General features: G+C 68.1%; 24 protein-coding genes and 2 pseudogenes. 1 reads left to right on the top strand and 25 read right to left on the bottom strand.

What is annotated here, in order from left to right:
- The first annotated feature begins 80 nt into the window (after positions 1 to 80).
- On the top strand, positions 81 to 725 hold the full coding sequence (locus V8246_RS16865) for a hypothetical protein (RefSeq protein ID WP_336190267.1): 645 nt from the start codon (positions 81 to 83) through the stop codon (positions 723 to 725).
- Positions 726 to 822: 97 nt separating this feature from the next.
- On the opposite strand, the gene V8246_RS16860 is transcribed toward V8246_RS16865, so the two are convergent.
- The 25 genes and pseudogenes from V8246_RS16860 to V8246_RS16740 form a co-directional block, all read right to left on the bottom strand.
- Positions 823 to 1,413 carry a TetR/AcrR family transcriptional regulator gene (locus V8246_RS16860; RefSeq protein WP_336190265.1) on the bottom strand — a complete coding sequence of 197 codons (591 nt, stop codon included), beginning with the start codon at positions 1,411 to 1,413 and terminating at the stop codon, positions 823 to 825.
- A gap of 216 nt (positions 1,414 to 1,629) precedes the next feature.
- Entirely contained in the window at positions 1,630 to 2,421 is a 792-nt protein-coding gene (gene fliR / locus V8246_RS16855; RefSeq protein ID WP_336190264.1) for a flagellar biosynthetic protein FliR, read from the bottom strand.
- Between the two features lie 118 nt (positions 2,422 to 2,539).
- Positions 2,540 to 2,809, bottom strand: coding sequence for a flagellar biosynthetic protein FliQ (locus V8246_RS16850; RefSeq protein ID WP_336190263.1), 270 nt, complete (start codon positions 2,807 to 2,809; stop codon positions 2,540 to 2,542).
- Between the two features lie 122 nt (positions 2,810 to 2,931).
- A complete protein-coding gene (fliP, locus tag V8246_RS16845) occupies positions 2,932 to 3,744 on the bottom strand; it encodes a flagellar type III secretion system pore protein FliP (protein WP_336190262.1) in 813 nt (270 codons plus the stop codon).
- A gap of 1 nt (position 3,745) precedes the next feature.
- The gene (gene fliO / locus V8246_RS16840; protein ID WP_336190261.1) at positions 3,746 to 4,138 is read right to left on the bottom strand and encodes a flagellar biosynthetic protein FliO; all 393 of its coding nucleotides are present in this window, start codon (positions 4,136 to 4,138) and stop codon (positions 3,746 to 3,748) included.
- 10 nt (positions 4,139 to 4,148) lie between these two features.
- Positions 4,149 to 4,409, bottom strand: a pseudogene (gene fliN / locus V8246_RS16835) (flagellar motor switch protein FliN); the annotation flags it as partial.
- A 68-nt stretch (positions 4,410 to 4,477) separates the two neighbouring features.
- Complete coding sequence (fliM, locus tag V8246_RS16830; RefSeq protein ID WP_162111037.1) at positions 4,478 to 5,518, bottom strand: flagellar motor switch protein FliM; 1,041 nt, start codon at positions 5,516 to 5,518, stop codon at positions 4,478 to 4,480.
- A gap of 15 nt (positions 5,519 to 5,533) precedes the next feature.
- Positions 5,534 to 6,061 carry a flagellar basal body-associated FliL family protein gene (locus tag V8246_RS16825; RefSeq protein WP_336190260.1) on the bottom strand — a complete coding sequence of 176 codons (528 nt, stop codon included), beginning with the start codon at positions 6,059 to 6,061 and terminating at the stop codon, positions 5,534 to 5,536.
- A 237-nt stretch (positions 6,062 to 6,298) separates the two neighbouring features.
- Positions 6,299 to 7,528 carry a flagellar hook-length control protein FliK gene (locus V8246_RS16820; RefSeq protein ID WP_336190259.1) on the bottom strand — a complete coding sequence of 410 codons (1,230 nt, stop codon included), beginning with the start codon at positions 7,526 to 7,528 and terminating at the stop codon, positions 6,299 to 6,301.
- Positions 7,528 to 7,980 (bottom strand): flagellar export protein FliJ, encoded by a 453-nt coding sequence (gene fliJ / locus V8246_RS16815; protein WP_162111039.1) that lies wholly within the window; start codon positions 7,978 to 7,980, stop codon positions 7,528 to 7,530. Before fliJ ends, V8246_RS16820 begins: the two co-directional genes overlap by 1 nt.
- 15 nt (positions 7,981 to 7,995) lie before the next feature.
- On the bottom strand, positions 7,996 to 9,393 hold the full coding sequence (gene fliI, locus V8246_RS16810) for a flagellar protein export ATPase FliI (RefSeq protein ID WP_162111040.1): 1,398 nt from the start codon (positions 9,391 to 9,393) through the stop codon (positions 7,996 to 7,998).
- Positions 9,390 to 9,920 (bottom strand): annotated as a pseudogene (locus tag V8246_RS16805) (FliH/SctL family protein); the annotation flags it as partial. The gene fliI and the pseudogene V8246_RS16805, both read right to left, overlap by 4 nt.
- A gap of 83 nt (positions 9,921 to 10,003) precedes the next feature.
- The gene (fliG, locus tag V8246_RS16800; RefSeq protein WP_260618976.1) at positions 10,004 to 11,014 is read right to left on the bottom strand and encodes a flagellar motor switch protein FliG; all 1,011 of its coding nucleotides are present in this window, start codon (positions 11,012 to 11,014) and stop codon (positions 10,004 to 10,006) included.
- Positions 11,007 to 12,680, bottom strand: coding sequence for a flagellar basal-body MS-ring/collar protein FliF (fliF, locus tag V8246_RS16795; RefSeq protein ID WP_336190258.1), 1,674 nt, complete (start codon positions 12,678 to 12,680; stop codon positions 11,007 to 11,009). Before fliF ends, fliG begins: the two co-directional genes overlap by 8 nt.
- A 44-nt stretch (positions 12,681 to 12,724) precedes the next feature.
- Positions 12,725 to 13,078 (bottom strand): flagellar hook-basal body complex protein FliE, encoded by a 354-nt coding sequence (gene fliE, locus V8246_RS16790; RefSeq protein ID WP_336190257.1) that lies wholly within the window; start codon positions 13,076 to 13,078, stop codon positions 12,725 to 12,727.
- A 77-nt stretch (positions 13,079 to 13,155) separates the two neighbouring features.
- Positions 13,156 to 14,634 (bottom strand): sigma-54 dependent transcriptional regulator, encoded by a 1,479-nt coding sequence (locus V8246_RS16785; RefSeq protein ID WP_336190256.1) that lies wholly within the window; start codon positions 14,632 to 14,634, stop codon positions 13,156 to 13,158.
- On the bottom strand, positions 14,627 to 15,007 hold the full coding sequence (locus V8246_RS16780) for a response regulator transcription factor (RefSeq protein ID WP_245093753.1): 381 nt from the start codon (positions 15,005 to 15,007) through the stop codon (positions 14,627 to 14,629). The genes V8246_RS16785 and V8246_RS16780 overlap by 8 nt, the downstream gene beginning before the upstream one ends.
- A gap of 15 nt (positions 15,008 to 15,022) precedes the next feature.
- Complete coding sequence (gene rpoN / locus V8246_RS16775) at positions 15,023 to 16,447, bottom strand: RNA polymerase factor sigma-54 (RefSeq protein ID WP_336190254.1); 1,425 nt, start codon at positions 16,445 to 16,447, stop codon at positions 15,023 to 15,025.
- A gap of 237 nt (positions 16,448 to 16,684) precedes the next feature.
- Entirely contained in the window at positions 16,685 to 17,317 is a 633-nt protein-coding gene (locus V8246_RS16770; RefSeq protein ID WP_336190253.1) for a response regulator transcription factor, read from the bottom strand.
- A gap of 215 nt (positions 17,318 to 17,532) precedes the next feature.
- The gene (locus V8246_RS16765; RefSeq protein ID WP_336190252.1) at positions 17,533 to 18,120 is read right to left on the bottom strand and encodes a PilZ domain-containing protein; all 588 of its coding nucleotides are present in this window, start codon (positions 18,118 to 18,120) and stop codon (positions 17,533 to 17,535) included.
- Positions 18,121 to 18,123: 3 nt separating this feature from the next.
- Complete coding sequence (locus V8246_RS16760) at positions 18,124 to 18,429, bottom strand: hypothetical protein (RefSeq protein WP_336190251.1); 306 nt, start codon at positions 18,427 to 18,429, stop codon at positions 18,124 to 18,126.
- Positions 18,426 to 18,842, bottom strand: coding sequence for a flagellar export chaperone FliS (gene fliS, locus V8246_RS16755; protein ID WP_336190250.1), 417 nt, complete (start codon positions 18,840 to 18,842; stop codon positions 18,426 to 18,428). The genes V8246_RS16760 and fliS overlap by 4 nt, the downstream gene beginning before the upstream one ends.
- 52 nt (positions 18,843 to 18,894) lie before the next feature.
- Positions 18,895 to 20,259 (bottom strand): flagellar filament capping protein FliD, encoded by a 1,365-nt coding sequence (fliD, locus tag V8246_RS16750; protein ID WP_336190249.1) that lies wholly within the window; start codon positions 20,257 to 20,259, stop codon positions 18,895 to 18,897.
- Between the two features lie 437 nt (positions 20,260 to 20,696).
- The gene (locus tag V8246_RS16745) at positions 20,697 to 21,902 is read right to left on the bottom strand and encodes a flagellin (protein WP_336190248.1); all 1,206 of its coding nucleotides are present in this window, start codon (positions 21,900 to 21,902) and stop codon (positions 20,697 to 20,699) included.
- Between the two features lie 82 nt (positions 21,903 to 21,984).
- Complete coding sequence (locus tag V8246_RS16740; protein WP_336190246.1) at positions 21,985 to 23,166, bottom strand: flagellin; 1,182 nt, start codon at positions 23,164 to 23,166, stop codon at positions 21,985 to 21,987.
- Between the last annotated feature and the right edge of the window lie 56 nt (positions 23,167 to 23,222).

Below are 23,222 nucleotides of genomic sequence, written 5' to 3'. Positions count from 1 at the left end.
ACTCACATTCGGACCTCGATGTCACCACCTGTTCAGGCGAAGCTCCGAAGACTGCGCCCACACGTTCGAGGAGGAAGAACATGAAGACACTGAAAACCGCCGCCATGGTCGCGTCGCTGGGCTGGGCGATCGCGTCGTCGATGCCGGCACAGGCGCAGACCGTGGGATACAACATCCGCACGGGCGATGTCTGGGTGGATACGCGTCTGGGCGAAATCAACGACTACGGCCGTCGCTACCGCGATCCGTTCGTGTCGGAGATGACCGGCTACTACGGTGCGCCGCGCTCGCTGGTGCTGGATCTGTTGGATCGCCGGGGCTGGGCGCCGGCCGATGTGTACTTCGCCTGCGCCATCGCGCGCGCGCTCGGCATTCCCTGCCTGGACGTGGTGCAGCGTTACGAGCGCAATCCCGGCATCGGTTGGGGCAACCTGGCCAAGCAGATGGGCATCAAGCCCGGCTCGCGCGAATTCCACGCGCTGAAGAACGGCGCCGTAGGGACCTACGATCGCTGGGGTTACCCCATCCGCATCGACCAGCGTGTCAGCGTGGATTGGTCGAAGCACGGCTCGGGTCACGGCAAGGGCGGCGGCAAGCCTGCGCAGGCGGGGTCCGCCAAGCCGGACCATGCGGGCCATGGGCCGGGCAACAGCGGCAAGGCTCCCGGCAACAGCGGCAAGAGCAACAGCGGCAAAGGCCATGGAAAGGGCCACGGACGCGACTGAGGCTTTGCCCTGCTGAAGAACGAAGAACGGCCTCCCGACGGAGGCCGTTCTTCGTTTGCGCCGCGCACAGTGTCCGACGTCTTCTCGCGCGGCGACCTCAGGCCGACAGGGCTTCCAGCGTCTTGAACACCTGCGGGACCGCCATCGCCGGCGTACCGCCGTTGACCGACACGGCGCGCAGACCGTGCTGGTAGCTCTGCCAGATCATGTCGTCCGCATGCTGGATATCCACGCCACGGAACTCGCCGGCGGCCATGCCGCGAGTGAGCTCCTGGCGCACCGGCTCGCGCATCCGCCGCAGCGCGGCATTCATTTCAGCCTCGACGGCGGGAGACCACTTCGCCGACACGCTCCATAGCGCGGGAAACGCGATGAAGTTGGCGGCATCCTCGCGCGCCATCCAGAAATAGAAATCCAGGATGCGCTGGGCATGCGTCGATCCCTGCGGACGTTCCACCCTCGGCGCCTTCCGCGCGGTGTAGTCCCGGATGTACAGCGTGGCGATGATGTCGGCCTTGGTCTCGAAATGCAGGATGACGCCCCGCGCGCTGAGACCGGTCTCCTCGCCCAGATCCATCAACGTGGTCTGGTCGAACCCTTTGGTGAAGAAGAGGCGGCGGGCGGCGGCCAGCACGGCTTCCCGTGTCTCCTGACTGGTGCGTCGCTTCTGGGTCGGACTGTGGTTCACGTGCGCTCTCCTGATCGCGGGGACGGACATCCCCCCTGCATCGGCCTGGACCTGCGTCCCTTCCGTGCGCCTGCGTATGTGGCGGTTCCCTCTACGACATTCTGCACAAATTCATGCATTTAGTGGAACCCGTGACGCAGGCTCCATGTGAAATGCACACGTGGATGCGTGAAACGGCGCGACAACTCACGTTTCCAAAGAGTAACCGGACTTTCGTCAGCGGGTGAGTTGCCGCGCTGCATCAAACGACAGATCGAAGACCCGTTGCACCGGCGGGCCCAATTCGCCCGCCAGCAGTGCCAGCAGGAACAGGCCCAGCAGCAGGGCCGTGGGCAGGCCCAACTGGATCGGGTTGAGGGCCGGCGCGGCGCGGCCCAGCACGCCGAAGGCCAGGTTCACCGCCAGCATCGCCACCATCACCGGCAGCGCCAGCCCGACCGCCGCGCGCAGGATATGGCCGAACAGCATCGGGGCGACTTCCAGCATCTGCTGCACGTCGGGCAGCGCCGTGCCGATGGGCAGCGACCGGTAGCTGTCCACCAGCAGGGATACCAGCGCCAGATGGCCATTGGCGGTGAAGAACAGCAGGCCGAACGCCAGGTAGAACCACTGGCCGACGACGCCGGAATTCACGCCACGCAGGGGATCGGACATCTGCGCGAACGCCAGGCCGGTGCCTTGCGAGATCAGTTCGCCCGCCATCGCGCCGGCTTCGAAGGCCAGCCGCAGCATGAAGCCCATGCTCGCGCCGACCGCCAGCTCGCGGGCCACGTTGAGCACGGTGCTGGCGTCGAAGGCGATCCGGTCCGGCGTGCCCGGCAGCAGCGGCGCCAGCGCCATCGCCAACGCACCGGCGATGATCACGCGCACGCGCACCGACACGGCGCGCGTCCCGATCAGCGGCGCGGCCATCAGCAGTGCGCCGGTACGCAGCATGGTCCACAGGATCGCGTTGATCATCCCGAAGGCCTGCTGGCCGTCGATCACCATCTGGGTGGCGGTGTCCATGGCGCGAGAAGTGAGGGGAGAGGAGTGAGGAGTGAGGAGTGAGTAGGGGCAGGAGCGGGATGGGGCATGTCCGAGGGGCTTTCGCTCACTCCTCACTCCTCTCCATTCACTCCTCCCTTCATCCGATCAGATGCGGCAATCGCTGGAACAATGCCGTCGTGTATTCCACCAGCACGCCCAGCAGGTAGCTGCCGGTGGCGAACAGGGCGGCGGTCAGCGCGATGGCCTTGGCGACGAAGGCGATGGTCGGTTCGTTGAGCTGGGTGGCGGCCTGGATCACGCCGACCACCACGCCGACGACCAACACGACCAGCAGCAGCGGACCTCCGACCCAGAGGGCGATCTCCAGGCCGTCGCGCAGTTCGGTGAGGGCGGTTTCGGGACTCATGGTGATAGAGAAGTGAGTGGAGAGGAGTGAGGAGTGAGGAGAAGCAACAGCAGAGCAGGAGAAAGGGGGCAATCGGAGGTGGCGTTCACTAACTCCTTACTCCTCTCCACTCACTCCTGCTCTCAGTTGAAGCTGGCCGCCAGCGAACCGACGATCAGCACCCAACCATCGACCAGCACGAACAGCAGGATCTTGAACGGTGCCGACACCAGCATCGGCGACAGCATCATCATGCCCATCGACATCAGCACGCTGGCGACCACCAGGTCGATGATCACGAACGGGATGAAGATCAGGAAACCGATCTCGAAGGCGGTCTTCAGTTCGCTGGTGATGAATGAGGCCACCACGATGGGGAAGGGGACCTCGGCCGGGCTGGCATAGCTGCCGTGGCCGGCCAGGCCGGCGAAGGTCATCAGGTCGGTTTCGCGCACCTGGGCCAGCATGAAATCGCGCAGCGGGCCGGTGGTCATCGTCCAGGCGGTGGCGAAATCGATCTGGCCGTTGAGGTAGGGCGCCATGCCCTGCGCCCAGGCCTTCTCGCCCACCGGCATCATCACCAGCATGGTGAGGAACAGCGCCAGCCCCACCAGCACCTGGTTGGACGGTGTCTGGCCCGTGCCCAGCGCCTGTCTCAACAATCCCAGCACGATGATGATGCGGGTGAACGCCGTCATCGCCAGCAGCGCGGACGGGATCAGCGTGATCGCCGTCATCAGCAGCAAGGTCTGCAGCGGCAGGCTGACGGTATTGTCGCCCACCTGGCCGACGTTGACCTTGGGCAGGGTCGGCAGCGTGGGGGCGGCAGGCGCTGCGGGCGCTGCGGGCGTGGCGGCGGGTGCGGCCTGGGGGGCGGACGGGGCGGCCTGCGCGAGTGCCAGCATCGGCGCGGACAGCCACAGCAGGCAGAGCAGGGAAAGGATCAGACGACGCATCTCAGGACTCTTTGCGCAGGCGCTTGGCCAGCAGTTCGGCGAAGTTGGGCAGGGCAGGCGCGGGCGCGACGACCAGCGGTTCGGGCAGCGTGTGCAGCGCGGTGATGCCGCCCGCGGTCACGCCGATGAGCAGCTGCTCCTTGCCGACCTCGATCACCATCACGCGCTCCTTCGCGCCGACCGACAGCATCGACACCACCCGCAGCTGTTCGCTGGGGCGGATGCCCAGGCCGGCGCCGGGCATGCGCTTGAGCAGCCAGGCCAGGCCCAGGATCAGGCCCAGCACCAGCAGCAGACCGAACAGCGCACCGCCGATGCCGGGCGTGGAGGGCGCGTGCTGGCCGATCTTCTGGACCGGTGCCGCGGCGGCGGCGAGGAAGGCGAAGGCGTGCATCGGCAGGGGCTCAGCGCAGACGGCGGATGCGTTCGCTGGGACTGACCACGTCGGTCAGCCGCACGCCGAAACGGTCGTTCACCACGACGACTTCGCCATGCGCGATCAGCGTGCCATTGACGAACACGTCCAGCGGTTCGCCGGCGCCACGCTCCAGTTCCACCACCGAGCCCTGGTTGAGCTGCAGCAGATTGCGGATGGGCATGCGGGTGCGGCCCACTTCCAGCGACAGCGTCACCGGCACGTCGAGGATGACGTCCAGGCTCATGTCGGGTTCGGTGGCGTGCATGTCGGTCGACGGCTCGTCGAGGGTGGCAAGGGTGTCTTCGGTTTCGGGGATCATGGCGTGGCGTCCTGGAAGGCGACGGGAGTCAGGGCGTGGCGTGGCGCGGCGGCGGCGTGGTGGCCGCCGGGAGGATGCTTGGCGGTGATCTTCACGGCGTTCAGGCCGTTGGAAATGCCGAACTCGCCGGTGAACACCGGCACCTGTTCGACGCAGACCGGCACCACCTTCGGCAGGTCGATCGGCAGGATGTCGCCGACCTTCAGGCCGGTGAGCTGGCGCAGGCTGATCTGCTTGTGCGCCAGCACGCTGGAGACGGTGACCTCGGCGCCGCGCAGCTGCTCGTGCAGGGTGACGCGGAAGCTGTCGTCGTCGTGCACACGGTCGGACTGGATGCCGGCATCCAGCAGTTCGCGGATCGGTTCCAGCATGGAATAGGGCAGGGTGACGTGCAGGTCGCCGCCGCCGCCGTCCAGCTCCACATGGAAGCGGCTGACCACCACGTACTCGCGCGGGCTGACGATGTTGGCGAAGTGCGGATTGACCTCGCTGGTGATGTACTCGAAATCCACCGGCATCACCGGCGCCCAGGCGTCGATGAGGTCGGCGAAGGTCTGCTTGAGCAGCAACTGGATCACCCGCATTTCGGTGGCGGTGAACTCGCGCCCTTCGATCTTGGCCGGATAGCGGCCATCGCCGCCGAAGAAGTTGTCCACCATGGTGAACACCAGCTTGGGTTCGAACACGATCAGGCCCACGCCGCGCAGCGGCTTGAACTTGATCAGGTTGAGGTTGGTGGGCACGTACAGCGAGTGCAGGTACTCGCTGAACTTGATGGTCTCGATGCCGCGCACCGACAGTTCGGCCGAGCGGCGCAGCAGGTTGAACAGGCCGATCCGCCAGGTGCGCACGAAGCGCTCGTTGATCATCTCCAGCGTGGGCAGCCGGCCGCGCACGATGCGGTCCTGGCTGGCGAAATCGTAGGTGCGCGCGACCGTGGGATCGTGCGGCGGCTCCTCGGTCTCGATCGCGCCGGAATCGACGCCGTTGAGCAGGGCGTCGATCTCGTCTTGCGACAGCAGGTCACTGGTCATCATGGCGGCGGGCGTCCGTCACTGCATCACGAAGCTGGTGAACAGCAGCGAGTCGGCGGAGGGCTTGCCGGTCTCGGCCACCAGCAGGGCCTTCACTTCGCCCAGGGCGGCGTTCTGCAGACGTTCCTTGCCTTCGCGGGACATCAGGCTGGCGGCGTCCTGCTGGGCGAACAGCATCAGCAGGCGCGCGCGGATCGCCGGCGCATGCAGCTCGATGGCCTTCAGCGATTCCGGGTCGCGGGTCATCAGCTGTACTTCCACCTGCAGGTAGCGGGCGCCGCCGGTTTCGCCGACCAGGTTCACCACGAAGGGCGGTTCCAGCGCGAAGTACTGCGCCGGGGCAGGCACCTCGCCGGGGCTCTTGGCCTTCGGGGCATCGGGCTTCACGTCCTTGCCGGCGTGGCTGGCGAAGTACCACGCGCCACCGCCGGCGGCGCCGGCCGCGATCACGGCCACCAGGCCGATGGTCAGCAGCGACTTGCCGCCCTTGGGCTTGTCGCCCTTGTCGGCCTTGGATTTGCTTGCGGTCTTGTCGGCGGCTGCCACGGCGCTGGATCTCCTTGGGGGTCGGTCCAGGGGATGCAAGCGGCGTGCCGTGGCCAATGGGAAAGGCCGACGGGGTTTTGACGGACGGGCTTTCTGTAGGAGCGACGTGCGTCGCGACCGCGGAAACTCGGTGCCATGAGCGCCGGACCACGCGGCCATCCCTGTATGAACGATCTTTCAGGACCGCCATGACGTGCGGTCGCGACTTGCGTCGCTCCTACAGGAGAGGCAGGTCGGTCAGGCGTAGGCGTCCACCAGTCCGCGTGCGGTCATGCGGACGGTGCGGGGCGTCTCGGTGGGGGCTTCGGTATCGGCGGGGCTTTCGCCGTGAGGCGAGGCGGCACCCCGCGACGGCGGCGTGTGCTGCTGGCCGACATCGGCATGGGCGAGCTGGAAGCCGTGCTGGCCCAGCATGTCGCGCAGGCGGGGCAGGCTGCTTTCCAGCGCCTGGCGGACCTCGGCCTGGGCGCTGCTGAAGTCGGCGTGCACGCGGTCGCCGTCTAGGCGAAGACGGATCTCCACCGTGCCGAGGTCGTTCGGGGTCACCTTGATGTGCGCGTGAGCGATCTTCTGGTCGGCCATCCAGCGCACGGCATCGCCGATGTCTTCGTCGAAGTGGCCGCCATGGAGATCGGCACTGGGGGCTTCCATGGCGTTGACGGTTTCAGTGCGCGACAGGCCAAGCGGCGCATGCGAGGCACCCACGCCGGCCAGCAGGGCGCCGGTTGGTGTGGGAGCATCGCCCTCCTCGCTGCGGAAGGCGTCGACGAGGTCGCGTCCCAGGTGGATCGCATCAGGCACGACCGCGGCCACCTGGCCCGTGGCCAGATGCGCGGCAAAGGACAGCAGGTTCTGCAGCGGTGCCTTGGCGTCGGTCGGGGCGGGCGCTGGCAGCGTGGTGGTCGCCGTCCCGGCAGGCACCGGCGCTCCCGTTTCACCTTCGGCGTCGGGCGTGCTGCCGACCGCCGCGTCTGTCGCGGGCATGACCGGTAGCGCAGCGGGTATCGCCGCACGGCCGCCCGCCAGCAGGGAGTCGGCGGCAATGGCGGTGTCCGCCGTGGGCGGGGCGCCAGCGAGCAGGGGATTGCCGAGTGGATCGGTCAGTACCGGGGCCGTCGCGTCAGCAGGAAGCGGCGCCTGGATCGGCGGCAGCTCCATCAGGATCGGCCAGACCGAGGATGCGGCGAGTGCGTCCTCGGTGGTGTCCTTCTCGGTGGACGCTGGTGCAGCCTTGTCCGGTCTGTCGGCGGTCCTGTCCGGACGCTGCGCGACACGGTCCTTCGTCTCGGCGCGTGAGGGCTGCGCGCGCGCTGCGTCGTCGCGCCTGGCCGGACGATGGACCATGTCTTCGAACGCAGGCTTCTTCTTCGCCGAGCCATCGTCGTTGGATACCGTGGCGTTGGCCGGCGTCGTCGCAGGCGCGGACGCCGGGGTGGCGAACGAGAGGGCGGAGGTCGACGAGGGCATCAGGCGTCCTCGCTTTCCCGAGCCGCGGCGGCCAGGCGCGCGCGGCGCGCACCCAGGTCGTCCATCTCGCGCTGGTCGCGCCGGTCCACGATCTGCCGCTCCTGCACCCTGTAGCTGGCGGCCAGTTGTTCCAGTACCTGCTTGTCGCGGCTCGCCAGCAGCAGGCGGTCGCGTTCGATGTCGACGCTGGCGCGACTGCGGTCGACGTTCTGCAATTGCTGCTTGAGGGCCTGGTCGATGCGCTCGAGGAAGGCGCGGCGGTTTGCCAGCTGTGCCGGGCTGGTGGCCGCCATCTGGCTGTTGGCGTAGTCCTCCGCGTATTGGCGCAGCTCTTCCAGCCTGGATTCGTGTTGCGCCAGCGTGCGCTGGCGCTCGGCCAGGTCGCGGGCGACGGAATCCTCGTGCTCCTGCGCGCGGCGCAGCAGGGGGTCGATTCGGCGGGACTGGATCATGGCGGGTTCCTTGCGTTACGGCAGGCCGGGCGGCACGGGGATGCCGGCGGCGGCATTGCGTTGGATCAGGGCTTCCAAGGCGGCGCGACTGCTCGGCAGGTCGGCGGCGCGCGCCACGTCCTGGCCGAGGAACTCGACGATTTCCGGCCAGCGTTCCAGCGCCTCATCCACGGTCGGATCGTTGCCGCGCTGGTAGGCGCCGATGGCGATCAGGTCGCGGTTGCTGGTATAGGCGGACAGCAGGCGCTTGAGCTTGCGGATGCGGTCGCGCCAGGTCTCGTCGGCGATCTCGGTGACCACCCGGCTGACCGAGGATTCCACGTCGATGGCCGGGTACAGCCCGCTGTCGGCCACGCGGCGCGAGAGCAGGATGTGGCCGTCCAGGATCGCGCGGGCGGCGTCGGCGATGGGGTCCTGCGGATCGTCGCCTTCGGTCAGTACGGTGTAGAAGGCGGTGATGGAACCGCGCCCTTTGGCGCCATTGCCCGCGCGCTCGACCAGCGCCGGCAGGCGCGCGAACACGGAGGGCGGATAACCGCGTGTCGTCGGCGGTTCGCCGACCGACAGGCCGATCTCGCGCTGCGCCTGGGCAAAACGGGTCAGCGAGTCCATCAGCAGCAGGACGTTAAGCCCCTGGTCGCGGAACCACTCGGCGATCGCGGTCGCCCGGTAGGCTCCCTGCAGGCGCGCCAGCGGCGGACGGTCGGCCGGGCTGGCCACGACGACGGCGCGCGCCAGGCCGGACGGGCCCAGCGTGGTCTCGACGAAATCGCGCACTTCGCGGCCGCGTTCGCCGATCAGGCCCACCACGATCACGTCGGCGGCGGTGTAGCGGGTCATCATGCCCAGCAGCGTCGACTTGCCCACGCCCGAGCCGGCGAACAGGCCCACGCGCTGGCCGCGGCCGATGGGAAGCAGTGCGTTGATCGCGCGCACGCCGACATCCAGCGGCTGGGTGATGGGCTCGCGCGAGAGCGGGTTGATCGCCATGCCCGCCAGGCTGACGCTGCCCTCGGCGCGGATCGGACCGCGGCCGTCGAGCGGCACGCCGTCGCTGTCGATCACGCGTCCCAGCAGGCCTTCGCCGACCTCCACGCCGCCACGGCGACGCGATGGCACCACGCGCGCGTTCGGCAGCAGGCCGTGCAGTTCGGCGCTGGGCATCAGGTAGGTGCGTTCGCCGGAGAAGCCGACGACCTCGGCATCGACCCAACCGCCGTCGACGACTTCCACCTTGCACGTGGCGCCCATCGGCGCTTCGCAGCCGATGGCTTCCAGGGTCAGGCCGACGGCACGGCGCAGGATGCCTTCGCGGATCAGGCCGCGGCCGCCCAGTTCGGGATTGATCTGCGACAGCCGCGTGGCCAGGCGCAGGTCGCGCGCGGTCAGCCACTCCAGGGGTTGGGCGCTCATGCGCGCGCGCTCCGGTTGAGCACGGTTTCCAGTGCGCCACGCAGGCGCGCTTCCAGGGTGCCGTCGATGCGTACGCTCTCGGCATGCACGCGCAGGTCGCCGCGGGTGAGGCTGGTGTCGGCGGTCAGGCGGGTGTGCGCCGTCATGGCCAACACGGGGGTCAGTGCGGCGATGTCGTCCGGATGCAGGCGCAGCTCGACTTCGCGCTGCGCGCCGCCGACGGCGTCCAGCGCGGTGGTGGCCAGTTCCTGCAGCAGGACCGGGTCGGTCTGGTAGGCGCGGCCGACGAGGGCACCGGCGATGCGCACGGCGAGTTCGGAGAGCGCGGCGACAACCTCGTTCTCCAGACGGTCCAGGGGCCGCGAGAAGTTGTCCAGGATGCCTTCCATCTGCGCGGCGAGACGACGGACCTCCGCCTGCCCCTGGGCGAAGCCCTCGGCATGGCCTTCGGCGAGCCCGCGTTCCAGGCCTTCGCGGTAGGCGGCGTCCTGGATGGCCTGGATCTCTTCCAGTGTCGGCGGCACCGGCGGTGGCACCTGCTCCTCGGGCGCCGTCGCCGACACCACCACGTCCAGCGGCGCGGGCATCCAGCGCATCGGGGAGGCCGCGGTCATACCATTTCCTCGGCGCTGGCCATCAGCGAGATGACGCCCTGGTCCGCCAGGCGGCGGACGATAGCCAGGATTTCCTTCTGCGCGCCTTCAACATCGGACAGGCGCACCGGGCCGCGCGCTTCCATGTCTTCCAGCAGGATCTGCGCCGCGCGCTGGGACATGTTGCGGGTGATCTTTTCCTTCACCTTCGCGTCGGCACCGCGCAGGGCCAGGCCCAGGCGGTCGTTCGGCACTTCGCGCAGCAGCGCCTGCAGTTCGCGGTCGCCCAGATCGGCGAGGTTGTCGAACACGAACATCAGGTCCTGGATGCGCGCGCCCAGGTCGGCGTCGACCTGGGTGATGCTGCCCAAGATCACCTGGTCCTGGCCGGAGTCCATGAAGTTGAGGATGTTGGCCGCCACCTTCACGCCGCCGATGCTGGAGGCTTTCAGGTTCTGGTTGCCGGCGAACTGGCGTTCCATGATCTCGTTGAGTTCGTTCAGCGCATTGGGCGGAATGCCGTCCAGCGTGGCGATGCGCAGCAGCACGTCGGTGCGCGTGCGCTCGGCCAGCAGCTTCAGCGTTTCCGCGGCCTGGTCGCTGTCCAGGTGGGCCAGCACGATCGCGATGATCTGCGGGTGCTCGTTGCGGACCAGGTCGGCGATGGCGCGCGGATCCATCCACTTCAGCGTGTCCAGGCCGGTGGTGTTGCGTCCCAGCAGGATGCGGTCGATCAGGCTGCCGGCCTTGTCTTCGCCCAGGGCCTGCACCAGCACCTTGCGCACGTAGTCATCAGCGCCCATGCCCAGCGAGGTCTGCTTGTCCAGCGCCTCGCCGAAGGTGGAGATGACCTGCATGACCTGCTCGCGGCTCACGCCGGAGATGGTGGCCATGGCGATGCCGAGCTTCTGCACCTCCTTGGCGTTCATGTGCTTGAGGACTTCGGCGGCGTCCTCCTCGCCCAGCGAGAGCAGCAGCACGGCCGCGCGCTGGACGCCGGTCAGTGCGTTGTCGTTCGCGTTACTCATCGCTGGCCACCCAATCCTTGACGACCTGGGCCACCTGCTTGGAATCGGCCTTCACGGCGTCGCGCGCCTGGCGCAGCCGGTCTTCGTACGCGTCGGAGGGCAGGGCGCGCAGCGGCGGCGCATGCTCGTGGGACAGCGTGGCGACCACACCGCCCTCATCGCCATCGGCGTCGACCACGCTGATGTCCACGTCGTCCTCGTCGGCCTGCGCCTTCGGTTTGCCGGTCGGATGGATGATCTGGCGCATCGCCGGGCGCAGCACGCCGAACAGCAGCGCGATCACCACCAGCGCACCCAGGCCGTAACGCGCGATGTCGCGCAGCAGCGGGTTGTGCAGCCACGGACTTTCCCAGAAGGGAACGTCCTCCGGCTTGTCGGTCTCGCGCACGAACGGGGCGTTCATCACCGACACCGAGTCGCCGCGCGCGGCGTCGAAGCCCACGGCTTCCTTCACCAGCGCTTCGATGCGCGCCAGGGTGGCGGCATCCAGCGCGGTCATCACGACCTTGCCGTTCTCGCCCGTGCGCGGCACGTGGTCGACCAGCACGGCGGCGGTGACACGACGCACGCGGCCGGCCGGCTGCCGGGTGTGCTGCAGCGTGCGATCCATCTCGAAGTTGCGGGTGGCGCTGCTGCTGGTCTCCACCGGCGCGGCAGGGTTGGGCGCGGCCGCGGCGTTCGGGCCGGGCGGGGTGTTGCTGGTGGCGCCGGGGACGCCTTCGGGGCCGGTGCCGGCGACGGTGTTCTGGCTGACCTGTTCGCTGCGGATCTTGGCCGGATCGTTGGCGAAGGTCTCGCGGGCTTCCTCGGTGACCGAGAAATCCATGTCCACGGCGACTTCGGCATTCACGCGGCCGGGACCGGTCAGCGGTTCCAGCAGTTCGCGGATGCGGTCGTTGAAGGAGGTCTCCAGCTTGCGCACGCGCTCGAACTGGGCGGCATTGAGCGCGGCCTCGCTGTTCGGATCGCTGATGGTCAGCATGCGGCCGCTCTGGTCGACCACGGTGACGCGTTCGGGCGCCAGGTCGGGGATTGACGACGACACCAGGTGCACGATGGCATCCACCTGGTTGCGTTCCAGCAGGGCACCGGAGCGCAGGTCCAGCACGACCGACGCGCTGGCGACTTCGCGCTGGCGGGTGAAGGCGCTGGGCTTGGGAATGGCCAGGTGCACGCGCGCATCGCGCACCGGGCGCAAGGTGGTGATGGTGCGCACCAGTTCGGTTTCCAGTGCGTGCTGGTAGCGCGCGTTCTCGACGAACTGGCTGACGCCGAAGCCGGGATCGCGCTCCATCATCTCGAAGCCCAGGCGGCCGCTTTCGGCCAAGCCGGCGCCGGCCAGCTTCAGCCGGGCGTCGTGCAGGTTCGCTTCCGGCACGGAGATCGCGCCGGTGGCCTGGTCCAGCTGGAACGGGATCTGCGCCGCGCGCAGCATGTCGGTGGCTTCGGCGGTGGCCTTGGCGTCCAGGCCGGTGTAAAGCGGGGTGTAGGCCGGCTTCTGCGACCAGAAGAACACGAACAGGCCCAGCGCCACCGCGCCGGCGATCATCAGCAGCGTGCCCATCTGCTTGAACACGCGCGCATCCTGGATCTTGGTCAGCGCCGCACCGGCCTTGTCGGCGGTCAGCGATTCCTTCAGGGCTTCCTTGGACAGCGTGAGGGCCATGGCGACGGATCGGTTCGGTAGGGGGTCGGATCAGCGGGACCGCATCACAGCGGCATGTTCATGACGTCCTGGTAGGCCTGCACCAGTCGGTTGCGCACTTCGACGGTGGCGCGGAAGGCGACCTGCGACTGCTGCGCCGCCACCATCACCCGCGCCAGGTCCGCGCGCGGATCGCCCAGTTCGAAGGCCTGGGCCAGCGCACCGGCGTTCTTCTGCGCGCCGTTGACGCCTTCCAGCGCGTTCTGCAGCGTTTCGCCGAAGCTGGGCGCCTTGACGCCCGGCTGCTCCAGGCCGACCCGGTTGGGCGCGAAAGCGCCCGGATTGGGCTCCAGCGCGCGCGCTCCCATCTGGTGCTGGTAGCTGCGGATCTGCGAGAGGATGGAGGTGACGTCGGACATGGGCGGATGCTTCGGTCGTCGGAATGTCTTGCGTGATCAGTTGCAAGACCCGTGCCGGAATCGCGCACCGCCGCCCGTCAGCTTTCCGTCGCCAGGGCCACGTCTTCGCGCTCCACGCCGTACTTGCGCAGCTTCTCCACCAGGGTGGTGCGGCGCAGGCCCAGCAACTGCGCCGCGTGCGCGACCACGCCGCCGGCGCGGTCCAGCGCATCGCGGATCAGGTTGAGCTCGATCTGGGCGATGTGTTCGCGCAGGTCGATGCCCGACTCCGGCAGGCGGTCGGCCGGTACCACGGCCGCGGCCGCGATCGTGGTCGGGGTGACGGCGGTCGTCATGGACGGTGCGGCAGCGGCGGGCTGCGCGGCCATGGCAGGCGCTTCCATCGCCACGGCATCCAGGTGCTCGGGCTGGTAGCGCTTGGGCAGGTCGGCCACGCGGACCAGTCCGCCCGGATGCAGCACCGCCAGGCGCTCGACCAGGTTGGTCAGTTCGCGCACGTTGCCCGGCCACGCATACAGGCGCAGGGCCTGCAGTGTCTCGTTGGCGAAGCGCACTTCGCCGCGGCCGGTGCGCGACAGCTGCGCGGCGATGGTCATCACCAGGTCGGGCAGGTCGTCGGCGCGCTCGCGCAGCGCGGGCATCTCGATGGGGAATACGTTCAGCCGGTAGAACAGGTCCTCGCGGAAATGCCCATCGGCGATGCGCGTTTCCAGGTTGCGGTGGGTGGCGGCGATCACGCGCACATTGCAGCGGATGGTCTGGTTGCCGCCCACGCGCTCGAAGCTGCGTTCCTGCAGCACGCGCAGCAGCTTGACCTGCATCGGCAGGCTCATGTCGCCGATCTCGTCCAGCAGCAGGGTGCCGCCTTCGGCCATCTCGAAGCGTCCCTTGCGCGCGCTCAGCGCACCGGTGAAGGCGCCCTTCTCATGGCCGAACAGTTCGCTTTCCAGCAGGTCGGGCGGAATGGCGCCGCAGTTGATGGCCACGAAGGGCCCGTCGCGGCGCGGCGACTGTTCGTGGATGGCGCGGGCCACCACTTCCTTGCCGGTCCCGGATTCGCCCAGTACCAGCACGGTGGTGTCGAAGCTGGCGACCTGCTCGATCATGCGGCGCAGGCGGGTGACCGCGGGGCTGTTGCCGGTGGGGCCGCGGGTCGTGACCTGCGCGGCCTGGTGTTCGGTATCCAGGCGCTTGAGGCTGGCGCGGCGCAGGCAGGCTTCCAGCTGGGCATGGCGGATCGGGCTTTCCAGCGTCCATACGCCGGCTTCGTGCAGGCCGTGCGCAGCGGCGAAGGCCGCGGTGTCGCCTTCCAGCAGCAGCACCGGAGGGGGCAGCTGGGCCTTGCCCAGCCAGGCGAAGAAGGCGTCGGCGGCCTTCTGGTCGTCCACCGTGCCGACCACCACCGCCAGCCAGTCGTGCGGACGCTGGCGACGGACATCCACGTCACCGGCGCTGGCGACCCAGCGGGGTGTCAGGTCCATGAATTCGAGCAGGCCGGCCAGGCGTTCGGCACGCGGGGCGTCGGCGTCGATGACGAGGATGCGGGATTCACTCATGGCGGCGGTCTTTGAACTTCTCGAGGATGGGCAAGACTTCCTGGATGTAGGCAAGCTTGCTGACGAAATCGTCGGCGCCGGCGCGCATCGCGTGTTCGCGGTGCTCGGCGTCGTCGAAATGGCTGGCGATCACGATGAACGGCGGAGCGTCCTGGGTCTTGATCAGGCGGGTGGCCTGCAGGCCGCCCATCTCCGGCATGGCCAGATCCATCAGCACCACGTCCGGACGCAGCGTCTCGGAGCGCTCGATGGCTTCCAGGCCATTGCTGGCGCGGCCCACGATCTCCAGCCACTCCACCTTGCGCAGATGGCGCAGGGCGGCGTTGATGAAGCCTTCGTGGTCGTCCACCAGCAGTACGGTGATCTTGCTCATTGCGTTCGTGCTCCGTTATCCGGCCTTGGCCAAGACCGATACGGTAGCGCGTCGGCGTTCCCGGGCGGGAGCGATATCCAGCTGTTCCCGGTACTTCGCCACAGTTCTGCGGGCGATGTGGATGCCTTGGCGCGCCAGCAGGCCGGCGATGGCCTCGTCGGCCAGCGGCTTGCCGGCCGGCTCGGAATCGATCAGGCGGCGCACCATCGCGCGCACGGCGGGGCCGGATACGTTGGCGCCTTCCAGGCGCACGGCGAAGAAGTGCTTCAGCTCGAAGGTGCCGCGCGGGGTCTGCATGTACTTGCCGGTGGTGATGCGCGAGACGGTGGATTCGTGCATGCCGATGGCATCGGCGATTTCCTTCAGCGTCAGCGGCGCCATCGCTTCATCGCCCTGGGCGAGGAAGCCGGCCTGGCGCTCGACGATGGCGCGCGCCGTGCGCAGCAGGGTGTCGTAACGGATCGAGAGGCCACGGGTCAGCCAGCGTGCTTCCTGCAGCAGTTCGCGCAGCTTGCCGGCGCCCTCGGACGGGCCGGCCTGTTCCAGCGCGTGCTCCTGCAGGGCGTTTACGCGCACCCGCGGCGTGGTGGCCGGATTCAGCGCCACGCGCCAGGCGCAGTCGGCATGCCACGCCACCACGTCGGGCACGATGTAGCCCGTCGGCGCCGGGGCCAGCGACGCGCCAGGGCGCGCATCCAGCGACAGCACCAGGCGCACGCCTTCCATCACCTGCTCGCTGTCCAGGTCGAGCAGGCGGGCGAGGGCGTCGTATTCGTGCGCGGCCAGCAACGCCAGGCCGTCGGTGACGATGCGGCGGGCGACATGGCGCCCCGGCACGCGGCCGTGCAGGCAGTCCAGCTGCACCAGCAGGCACTCGCGCACGTCGGCGGCGGTCAGGCCGGGGAACTCGCCACGCAGCAGGCGATCGCGCAACGCCAGCACGGCGTCGGTGCTCAGGTCGAAGCGCGCCGACGCCAGCAGCGCCAGGGTCTCGGGCGCCTGCTCCAGATAGCCGGCGTCGTTGGTGTTCTCCAGCCAGAACGCGACCACGTCCAGCGCGCGCTCATCCAGTTCCAGCGCCAGGCGGTCGAGCACGCGCACGTGCGGGTCGCTGGATTCGCCGGCGGCCACGCGCTGCATGCGGTCGTCGTCGCCATCCTGCCAGCTGGTACCCGGCACGTCCCACAGGTTGGACTCGGGCAGTTCGTCGAAGGCGGCGACCTCGGTGGCGGCGGCGTCCTGCGCGGGCAGCACCTCGATCTCGCCGTTCTGCTCGGCGTCCTGCGCTTCTTCCACCTCGAGCAGTGGATTGAGGTCCAGCGCGCGCCGCACTTCCATTTCCAGCTGCAGGCCATCCAGCTGCAGCAGCCGGATCGACTGCAGCAGTTGCGGCGTCAGGTGGAGCTGCTGCCCGAGCTGGGTGGAAAGTCCCGTCTTCATTCCCGTTGTCCCCGATTCGATGGCATGCCGTGGTCGGCTTCACATCGTGTTGACACTTTGCGGGGCGGGTGACAGAAAAAAAATCAGGGCGTTTCTGGTCGCGATGCGGGCACGCCCCACGGGCTGTCGGGGTTTTCCCTACAGCGTCGGGTTATCGTCGATGGGAGGTGCCCGTGAGGGCGGCGAGGCAACGGGAATCCGTCGCCGGCGGGGTCGTCCACGCCGTTACTGCAAGGCTCAGGCCAATTCGTTCTGGTGGCGCGCGGCCAGCAGCAGCAGGTCGTTGGCGCGGCGGCAGCCGAGCGATTCCATCATGCGCGCGCGGTGCGTTTCCACCGTCTTGACGCTGATGCCGAGCTGAGCGGCGATTTCCTTGCTGCTCATGCCGCTGCCCAGTTGGCGCAGGATCTCCCGCTGGCGCGGCGACAGCGCGGCGACACCGGTGGGACGCTGCGAGTTGAGCATCGGGGCCAGCATCTTGGAAGACACCTGCGGGCTGAGGAATACCTGTCCGTCGGCGGCGGCACGCAGGGCCAGCTCCAGTTCCATCGGCGCGGCCTCCTTCACGACGAAGCCTGCGCAACCACGGTCCAGTGCCACGCGCACCTGGGTGGGATCGTTGTGCATGGACATGATCACCACGCGCGTCTGCGGCAACGACTCGCGCAGCAGAGGCAGCAGGTCCAGGCCACTGCGGTCGGGCAGGGACAGGTCCAGCAGGATCAGGTCGGGACGATGGATCGCCGCCATGTCCAGCGCCTGCTGGCCGTTGCAGGCCTCCGCGACCACATCGACGTCGGGCAACGCCTGCAGCAAGCGGCCGATGCCGGCGCGGACCAGGGTATGGTCGTCGACAATGAGTACACGCACGGGAGGGATCAGCTGTTGTCGCGTCGTAGGGTGATGTCACGATAGCGGCGGGCTGGAGCCACGCCAATTCAGAATCGCGACGTAGATGTGAAACCAAGACGCCAGTCACAGTTGGCGCGTCCTGGGTGCCACAGAAACCGCGACTATCGGCGCCTCTTGCTGTGACGGATGCCTCGCGTTGCGGGGGGCACGGGCCCGGCTTGTCCAGAATGGCGCTATGCGCGGCTGGACTGCTGCTGACGGGCTTCGGCGATCTGGCGGCGGTGCAGGCGGAACAGGTGGCGGTCCATCGCTTCGGCCAGGCCCGCGTTCAGCGCATCGAACTGCAGCCACAGATGATGCAGGCCGTGCGCCCCCTCCACCTGGGCCAGCACCCTCACGGGCAGTTCGATCTGGTCGCTGAGCCACGCGGCCGGCTGCACGACGACGATGCCCGGCGCGCCCTCGACGCACGCCACCGGCGATGTGGCATCAAGCCTCATTCCGCGATGCGACCAGCGCAGTGTCGTGGGGGGCGGGGCGCCTTCGTGGCGGCGCGCCAGACGTCCCAGCAACGACAGCACCAGATCGAGCTTGGCCTCGATGCGCTGCTGGGTGGGGGTGGCTTCCTTGCGTTCATCGGGATCGTCGCCACGCACGTCTTCGGCAATGGCCAGTCCCTTGAGCAGCGCTTCCGACATCGCCTCCATCACCACGCGTGCACCGGTGTCGAAGCGCGCCGGCAGCACCACGTCGCAGGTGAGTGCGCCGTCGAACAGAACATGCTCGGCCGGATGTTCCACCAGCACGATGGGTGTGGCCATGGCTTATCCCTCGACGACGGACAGGTAGGCGCGCGCGGCGCGGTCCGCGCGCTGGCTGGCATGCATGCGGATGCGGGCCTGCTCGCGCGCATCCTGCATGGTTCTCTGCAATTCCAGTTGCGCGCGCAGCAGCGATGCCAGGTCGTGGCGGCCGGCGGCGTGGCCGTCGCCCGCGTGCAGGAAGGCGCGCACGTCGTGATCGTGGCGGTTGAGCAGACGCTCGACGTCCTCCAGCTCACCCGCGTGCAGGGCATGCCGCATGGCGTCCAGCTGGGCGAACAGGTCGTCGAGGGCCGGCGCGGCGTTCATCGCGCGGCGGCCATCGCCGGTACGTGGCGTTGCTCGGGCGGAATGGCGTTCCATGCCGATTCGATCTCGCCCAACAGGTCCAGCGATTCGCGCAGGGCGGACGCATCGTTGTGCAGGTTGGCCTCGATCAGCCGGGTCTGCACGTAGTCGTACAGGGCCGACAGGCTGCCGGCGATCTCGCCGCCGGCTTCGTGATCCAGCGAGCCGTTGAGGTGGCCGATGATCGCGCTGACTTCGCCGATCGCCTTGCCCTTGCGCGCAAGATCGCCGCGCACCACGCAGGCTTCCGCCAGGCGCAGGCGTTCGCAGGCGCCGGCCAGCAACAGAGCGACCAGCCGGTGCGGATCCGCTTCCATCACCGCGCTGCTGAGGCCGGTGTTGCGGTATTGCGCGGCATACGACTGAAGTGACATTGCGTGATCTCCTGGGACGGTGGCGCAGGCGTGCGCCGCACGGCCGCATTGCTTATCCGGTCTGGTTGGACAGAGAGGCCAGTTGCTGGGCGAGGTAATTGCTGGTGCTGCTCATCTGGCCGACCAGCGCGTCCATGGCGACGAACTGGGCCTTGTACCGGTTCCCGACGGCTTCCATCCGCGCGTCCAGTGCGGCGCGCTGTGCCGTGACATCCTTGATCTGCGCGTTCAGTCCGTTGGTGCGCAGGGTGAAGGCGCCATCGGTGCCGATGTAGCTGCCCACCGCCTTCTGCAGCCGCCCTGAAAACCCGGTGTCGCCGGTGAAGGCGGTGCTGATCTTCTGGGGATCGGCGGTCAGGGCCGCGGTGAACTTGCTGCTGTCGAACACCAGCGTGCCGTCGGAGGACGGATAGCCCTTGGTCTGCAGGCCCAGCGTCTTGGCGTCCAGCCCCTGTGCGGCAAGGTCGCCGAGCAGGTTGCCCATCATGCTGCGCAGTTGCCCGGAGGCGCTGCGCATCTGCGCATCGCCGGTCAGGGCGGAGGGCTCGTCGGTTTCCGCGTTGTACTTCGTCGATGCATTGATGGCGCCAATGGCGGCGTTGTAAGCGTTGACGAAATCCTGGATCAGCTTGCTGGCGGCGGCGGTGTCGGTGGATACGGTGACGGTGCTGGTGCCTTTGGCCTTCAGGTCCAGCGTCAGTCCGGGAACGGCCTCGGTGATCTTGTTGCCGCTGGCGGTGACGGTCAGGCCGTCGATCTTGACCACGGCGTCCGCCGCCGGAACGCGCTCCTGCAGGCTGCCGACAAGCGATTGCAGGTCGGCGCCGCCTGAGGTGAAGGCGAGGGTGAAGCCGTTGGCCGCACCGGTCTTGTCCGAGGACACCGACAGGTACTGCCCATCGTTGGAGGTGAGAACGCTGGCCTGCACGCCCTTGCTGCGCGCGGCGTCGTTGATGGCGCTGCGTACGTCCTGCAGGGTGGCGCCCTCGGCGATATCGATGGCCAGCGACTCGCCGCCGACGGTCAGCGTCAATTGGCCGGCGCCGAAGGTCTGGCTGGCGGCGACCGGTGCGTTGGTGATCCATTTGTTGGCGGTGGCCAGATCGACCACTTCCACGTTGTAGGTGCCGTTGGGCGTGCCGCTGGAGACGGTGGCGGCCGCGACGGTATCGGTGGCCGACTTGACCGTGCGTACGTCGAAGGCCGTGGCGGACTTCAGGGCCTTGAGCGCGGTGTCCAGCGTACTGAAGGCCGAGCTGACGGTGCCGATGGCGGACAGCTTGAACTTGGCCTGGCTCTCGATGCGGTTGAGCCGGTTGTCGGCGGGCTTGCGATCGGCGGCGACCAGCTGCTCGACCATGCCGGTGATGTCCATGCCGGAGCCGACACCCCCGTAACCCAATGAATAGTCTGCCATCGCCCTGTCTCCTGTCTGACCCTTTCCGCAAAAAAGGGAGGCCGGGCGGGTCGCCATCCGGTGACGAATGGGACCCGCCCGTGCAGTACCAATAACGGCCCGCGGGCACCGTTCTTTAGCCGGCATTTCTCCGTCTCCCACCGCCGCCGTGGGTCCGGCGTGCTGGTGAGAAATGCAGGCTTTCGGGGTGATGCAGGGTTTGTGCCAGTGGAGCGAGAAGTGAGCGGAGAGGAGTGAGAAGTGAGCCAAAGCGGCCAGCCGGCTCAGCAGCGTTCGCTTCCACTCACTCCTTGCTCCTCACTCCTCTCCACTCACTCCTGCCAAAAAAAGACCCCCGCCGTTGCCGGCGGGGGCTGGGGTACTGCCAAACGGAGGGAGACGAATCCGTCCGTGACGACAGGTAACTAGGAGGAACTGCGGGTGAGGCGTGCTGCGTATCAGCGCAGCAGGGACAGCACGTTCTGAGGCACCTGGTTGGCCTGGGCCAGCATGGCCGTACCGGCCTGCTGCAGGATCTGGGTGCGGGTCAGTTCGGCGGTTTCCTTGGCGAAGTCCGTGTCGCGGATGCGGCTGCGCGAGGCGGCGAGGTTTTCCGAGCTGGTCTGCAGGTTGGCGACCACCGAGGTGAAGCGGTTCTGCACCGCACCCAGGTCGGCGCGGGCCGAGTTGACCGCGGTCAGCGCCTTGTCGACGATCTCCAGCGCCTGCTGCGCGCCCTTGAACGTGGAGATGTCCAGGTTGGAGGCGTACTGCTTGGCCGTGGCGACCGTGCTGGCGGTGACGTCGGCCGGGGCGCCGCCGCCGGTCCAGGTACCGGTTTCGATGGCGATGCCCTTGAAGGCGCCGTTGCTGCCCACGCTGTCCTTCACCGAGGTCAGGTTGACCGCACCGGCCGCACCGACTTCGGCATACACGCCGCTTTCACCGATCTTGGCATTGATGGCCGTGACCAGCGCCTTGGCGGCGGCGTCGCGGGTGGCCACCGCCGTGCCCTGCGCCGCGACATCGACGGTGTCGATGGTCACGGTGGCGCCGTCGGCGTTGGTCAGCTGCAGGCCTTCGATCTTCAGGGCGGTCACGCCGTCGGTGGGCGTGGCGGTGGTGAAGGTGGCGGTGGCGAACATCGCACCACCCAGCGCATTGGCCTTGGCGTCAACGACCTTGTCGACGGCGATGGCCTGGCCGGCATTGGCGCCCACCTGGAACAGCTGGCTGGAGAACGAGCCGTCCAGCAGTTTGGTGCCATTGAAGTCGGCCTGCTTGGCGACGCGATCGATTTCGGCCGTCAGCTGCTTGACTTCGGCGTTCAGCGCGGCGCGGTCGGACGAAGAATTCGTCGCGTTGGCCGACTGCACCGACAGCTCACGGATGCGCTGCAGGTTGTTGCCGATTTCGGTCAGCGAACCCTCGGCGACCTGGGCCAGCGAGATGCCGTCGTTGGCGTTGCGCACGGCCACGTCGAGACCGCGGATCTGGGTGGAGAAACGCTCGGAGATGGCCAGACCGGCGGCGTCGTCCTTGGCGCTGTTGATGCGCAGACCGGACGACAGCCGCTGGATCGTGGTCGCCAGCGAGGCGCCGCTGGTGCCCAGATTGCGCTGGGCATTCAGCGAGATGGTGTTGGTGTTGATGACCTGTGCCATGGGAAAGTCCTGATTGGGGCGAGGAAGGAGTGCCTGACCGGGACGGGCGGGAGAGACGCCCGCCCCGGTGCCTGGCGCCGCGTCAGCGGAGCAGGCTCAGCACGTTCTGCGGCACCTGGTTGGCCTGGGCCAGCATGGCCGTACCGGCCTGCTGCAGGATCTGGGTGCGGGTCAGTTCGGCGGTTTCCTTGGCGAAGTCCGTATCGCGGATGCGGCTGCGCGAGGCGGCGAGGTTTTCCGAGCTGGTCTGCAGGTTGGCGACCACCGAGGTGAAGCGGTTCTGCACCGCACCCAGGTCGGCGCGGGCCGAGTTGACCGAGGTCAGCGCGGCGTCGACGATTTCCAGGGCCTTCTGCGCGCCTTCGAACGTGGTGATGTCCAGGTCCTTGGCGAAGCTGGCCGTGGTGGTGGCGGCCGCCGTGGCGTCGGCGATGCCCGTCAGGCCGATTTCAGTGGCGCCGCCGGTGATGGTGCCCGCGGTGATGTCGAAATCCTTGCCCGCCTTGACCGAGGTCATGATCACCTTGCCAGCGTCGGCACCGGTGCCGACCGAGGCTGCCACGCCGGTCTCACCCAGCTTGGCGTTCACTGCCGTGGCGATGGCCTGTGCGATTTCGGTGCCAGCGGCGCCGTTCTTCCACTCCACGTCGGCGATGGTCACGCCGTTGATCTGCATGCCGGCCAGCTTGCCATCCGCGGTTGCGGCGGCTGCCGCGGTGGTGGCGGTCTGCTTGGCGGCGAATTTCACGTTGCCGAGCGACTGCGAACGCGCATCGACCACCTTGTCCACGGCGATGGCCTGGCCGGCGTTGGCGCCCACCTGGAACAGCTGGCTGGAGAACGAGCCGTCCAGCAGCTTGGTGCCGTTGAAGTCGGCCTGCTTGGCGACGCGATCGATTTCAGAGGTCAGCTGCTTGACTTCCGCGTTCAGCGCGGCGCGGTCGGACGAGGAATTCGTCGCGTTGGCCGACTGCACCGACAGCTCACGGATGCGCTGCAGGTTGTTGCCGATCTCGGTCAGCGAACCTTCGGCGACCTGGGCCAGCGAGATGCCGTCGTTGGCGTTGCGCACCGCCACGTCCAGGCCGCGGATCTGCGTGCTGAAGCGTTCGGAGATGGCCAGACCGGCGGCGTCGTCCTTGGCGCTGTTGATGCGCAGGCCGGACGACAGGCGCTGGATGGTGGTGGCCAGTGAAGCCCCGCTGCTGCTCAGATTGCGCTGCGCGTTCAGCGAGATGGTGTTGGTGTTGATGACCTGTGCCATGAGTTCGACTCCTTAGGCGTTTTCTGCACGGGGGATGATGTTGTCCAACGATTCCC

This window comes from Pseudoxanthomonas sp. F11, assembly GCF_037046485.1.
Taxonomy (GTDB): Bacteria; Pseudomonadota; Gammaproteobacteria; order Xanthomonadales; family Xanthomonadaceae; genus Pseudoxanthomonas_A.
Note: the sequence above shows the minus strand (reverse complement) of the source record. Positions and strands in the feature narration are given on the sequence as shown.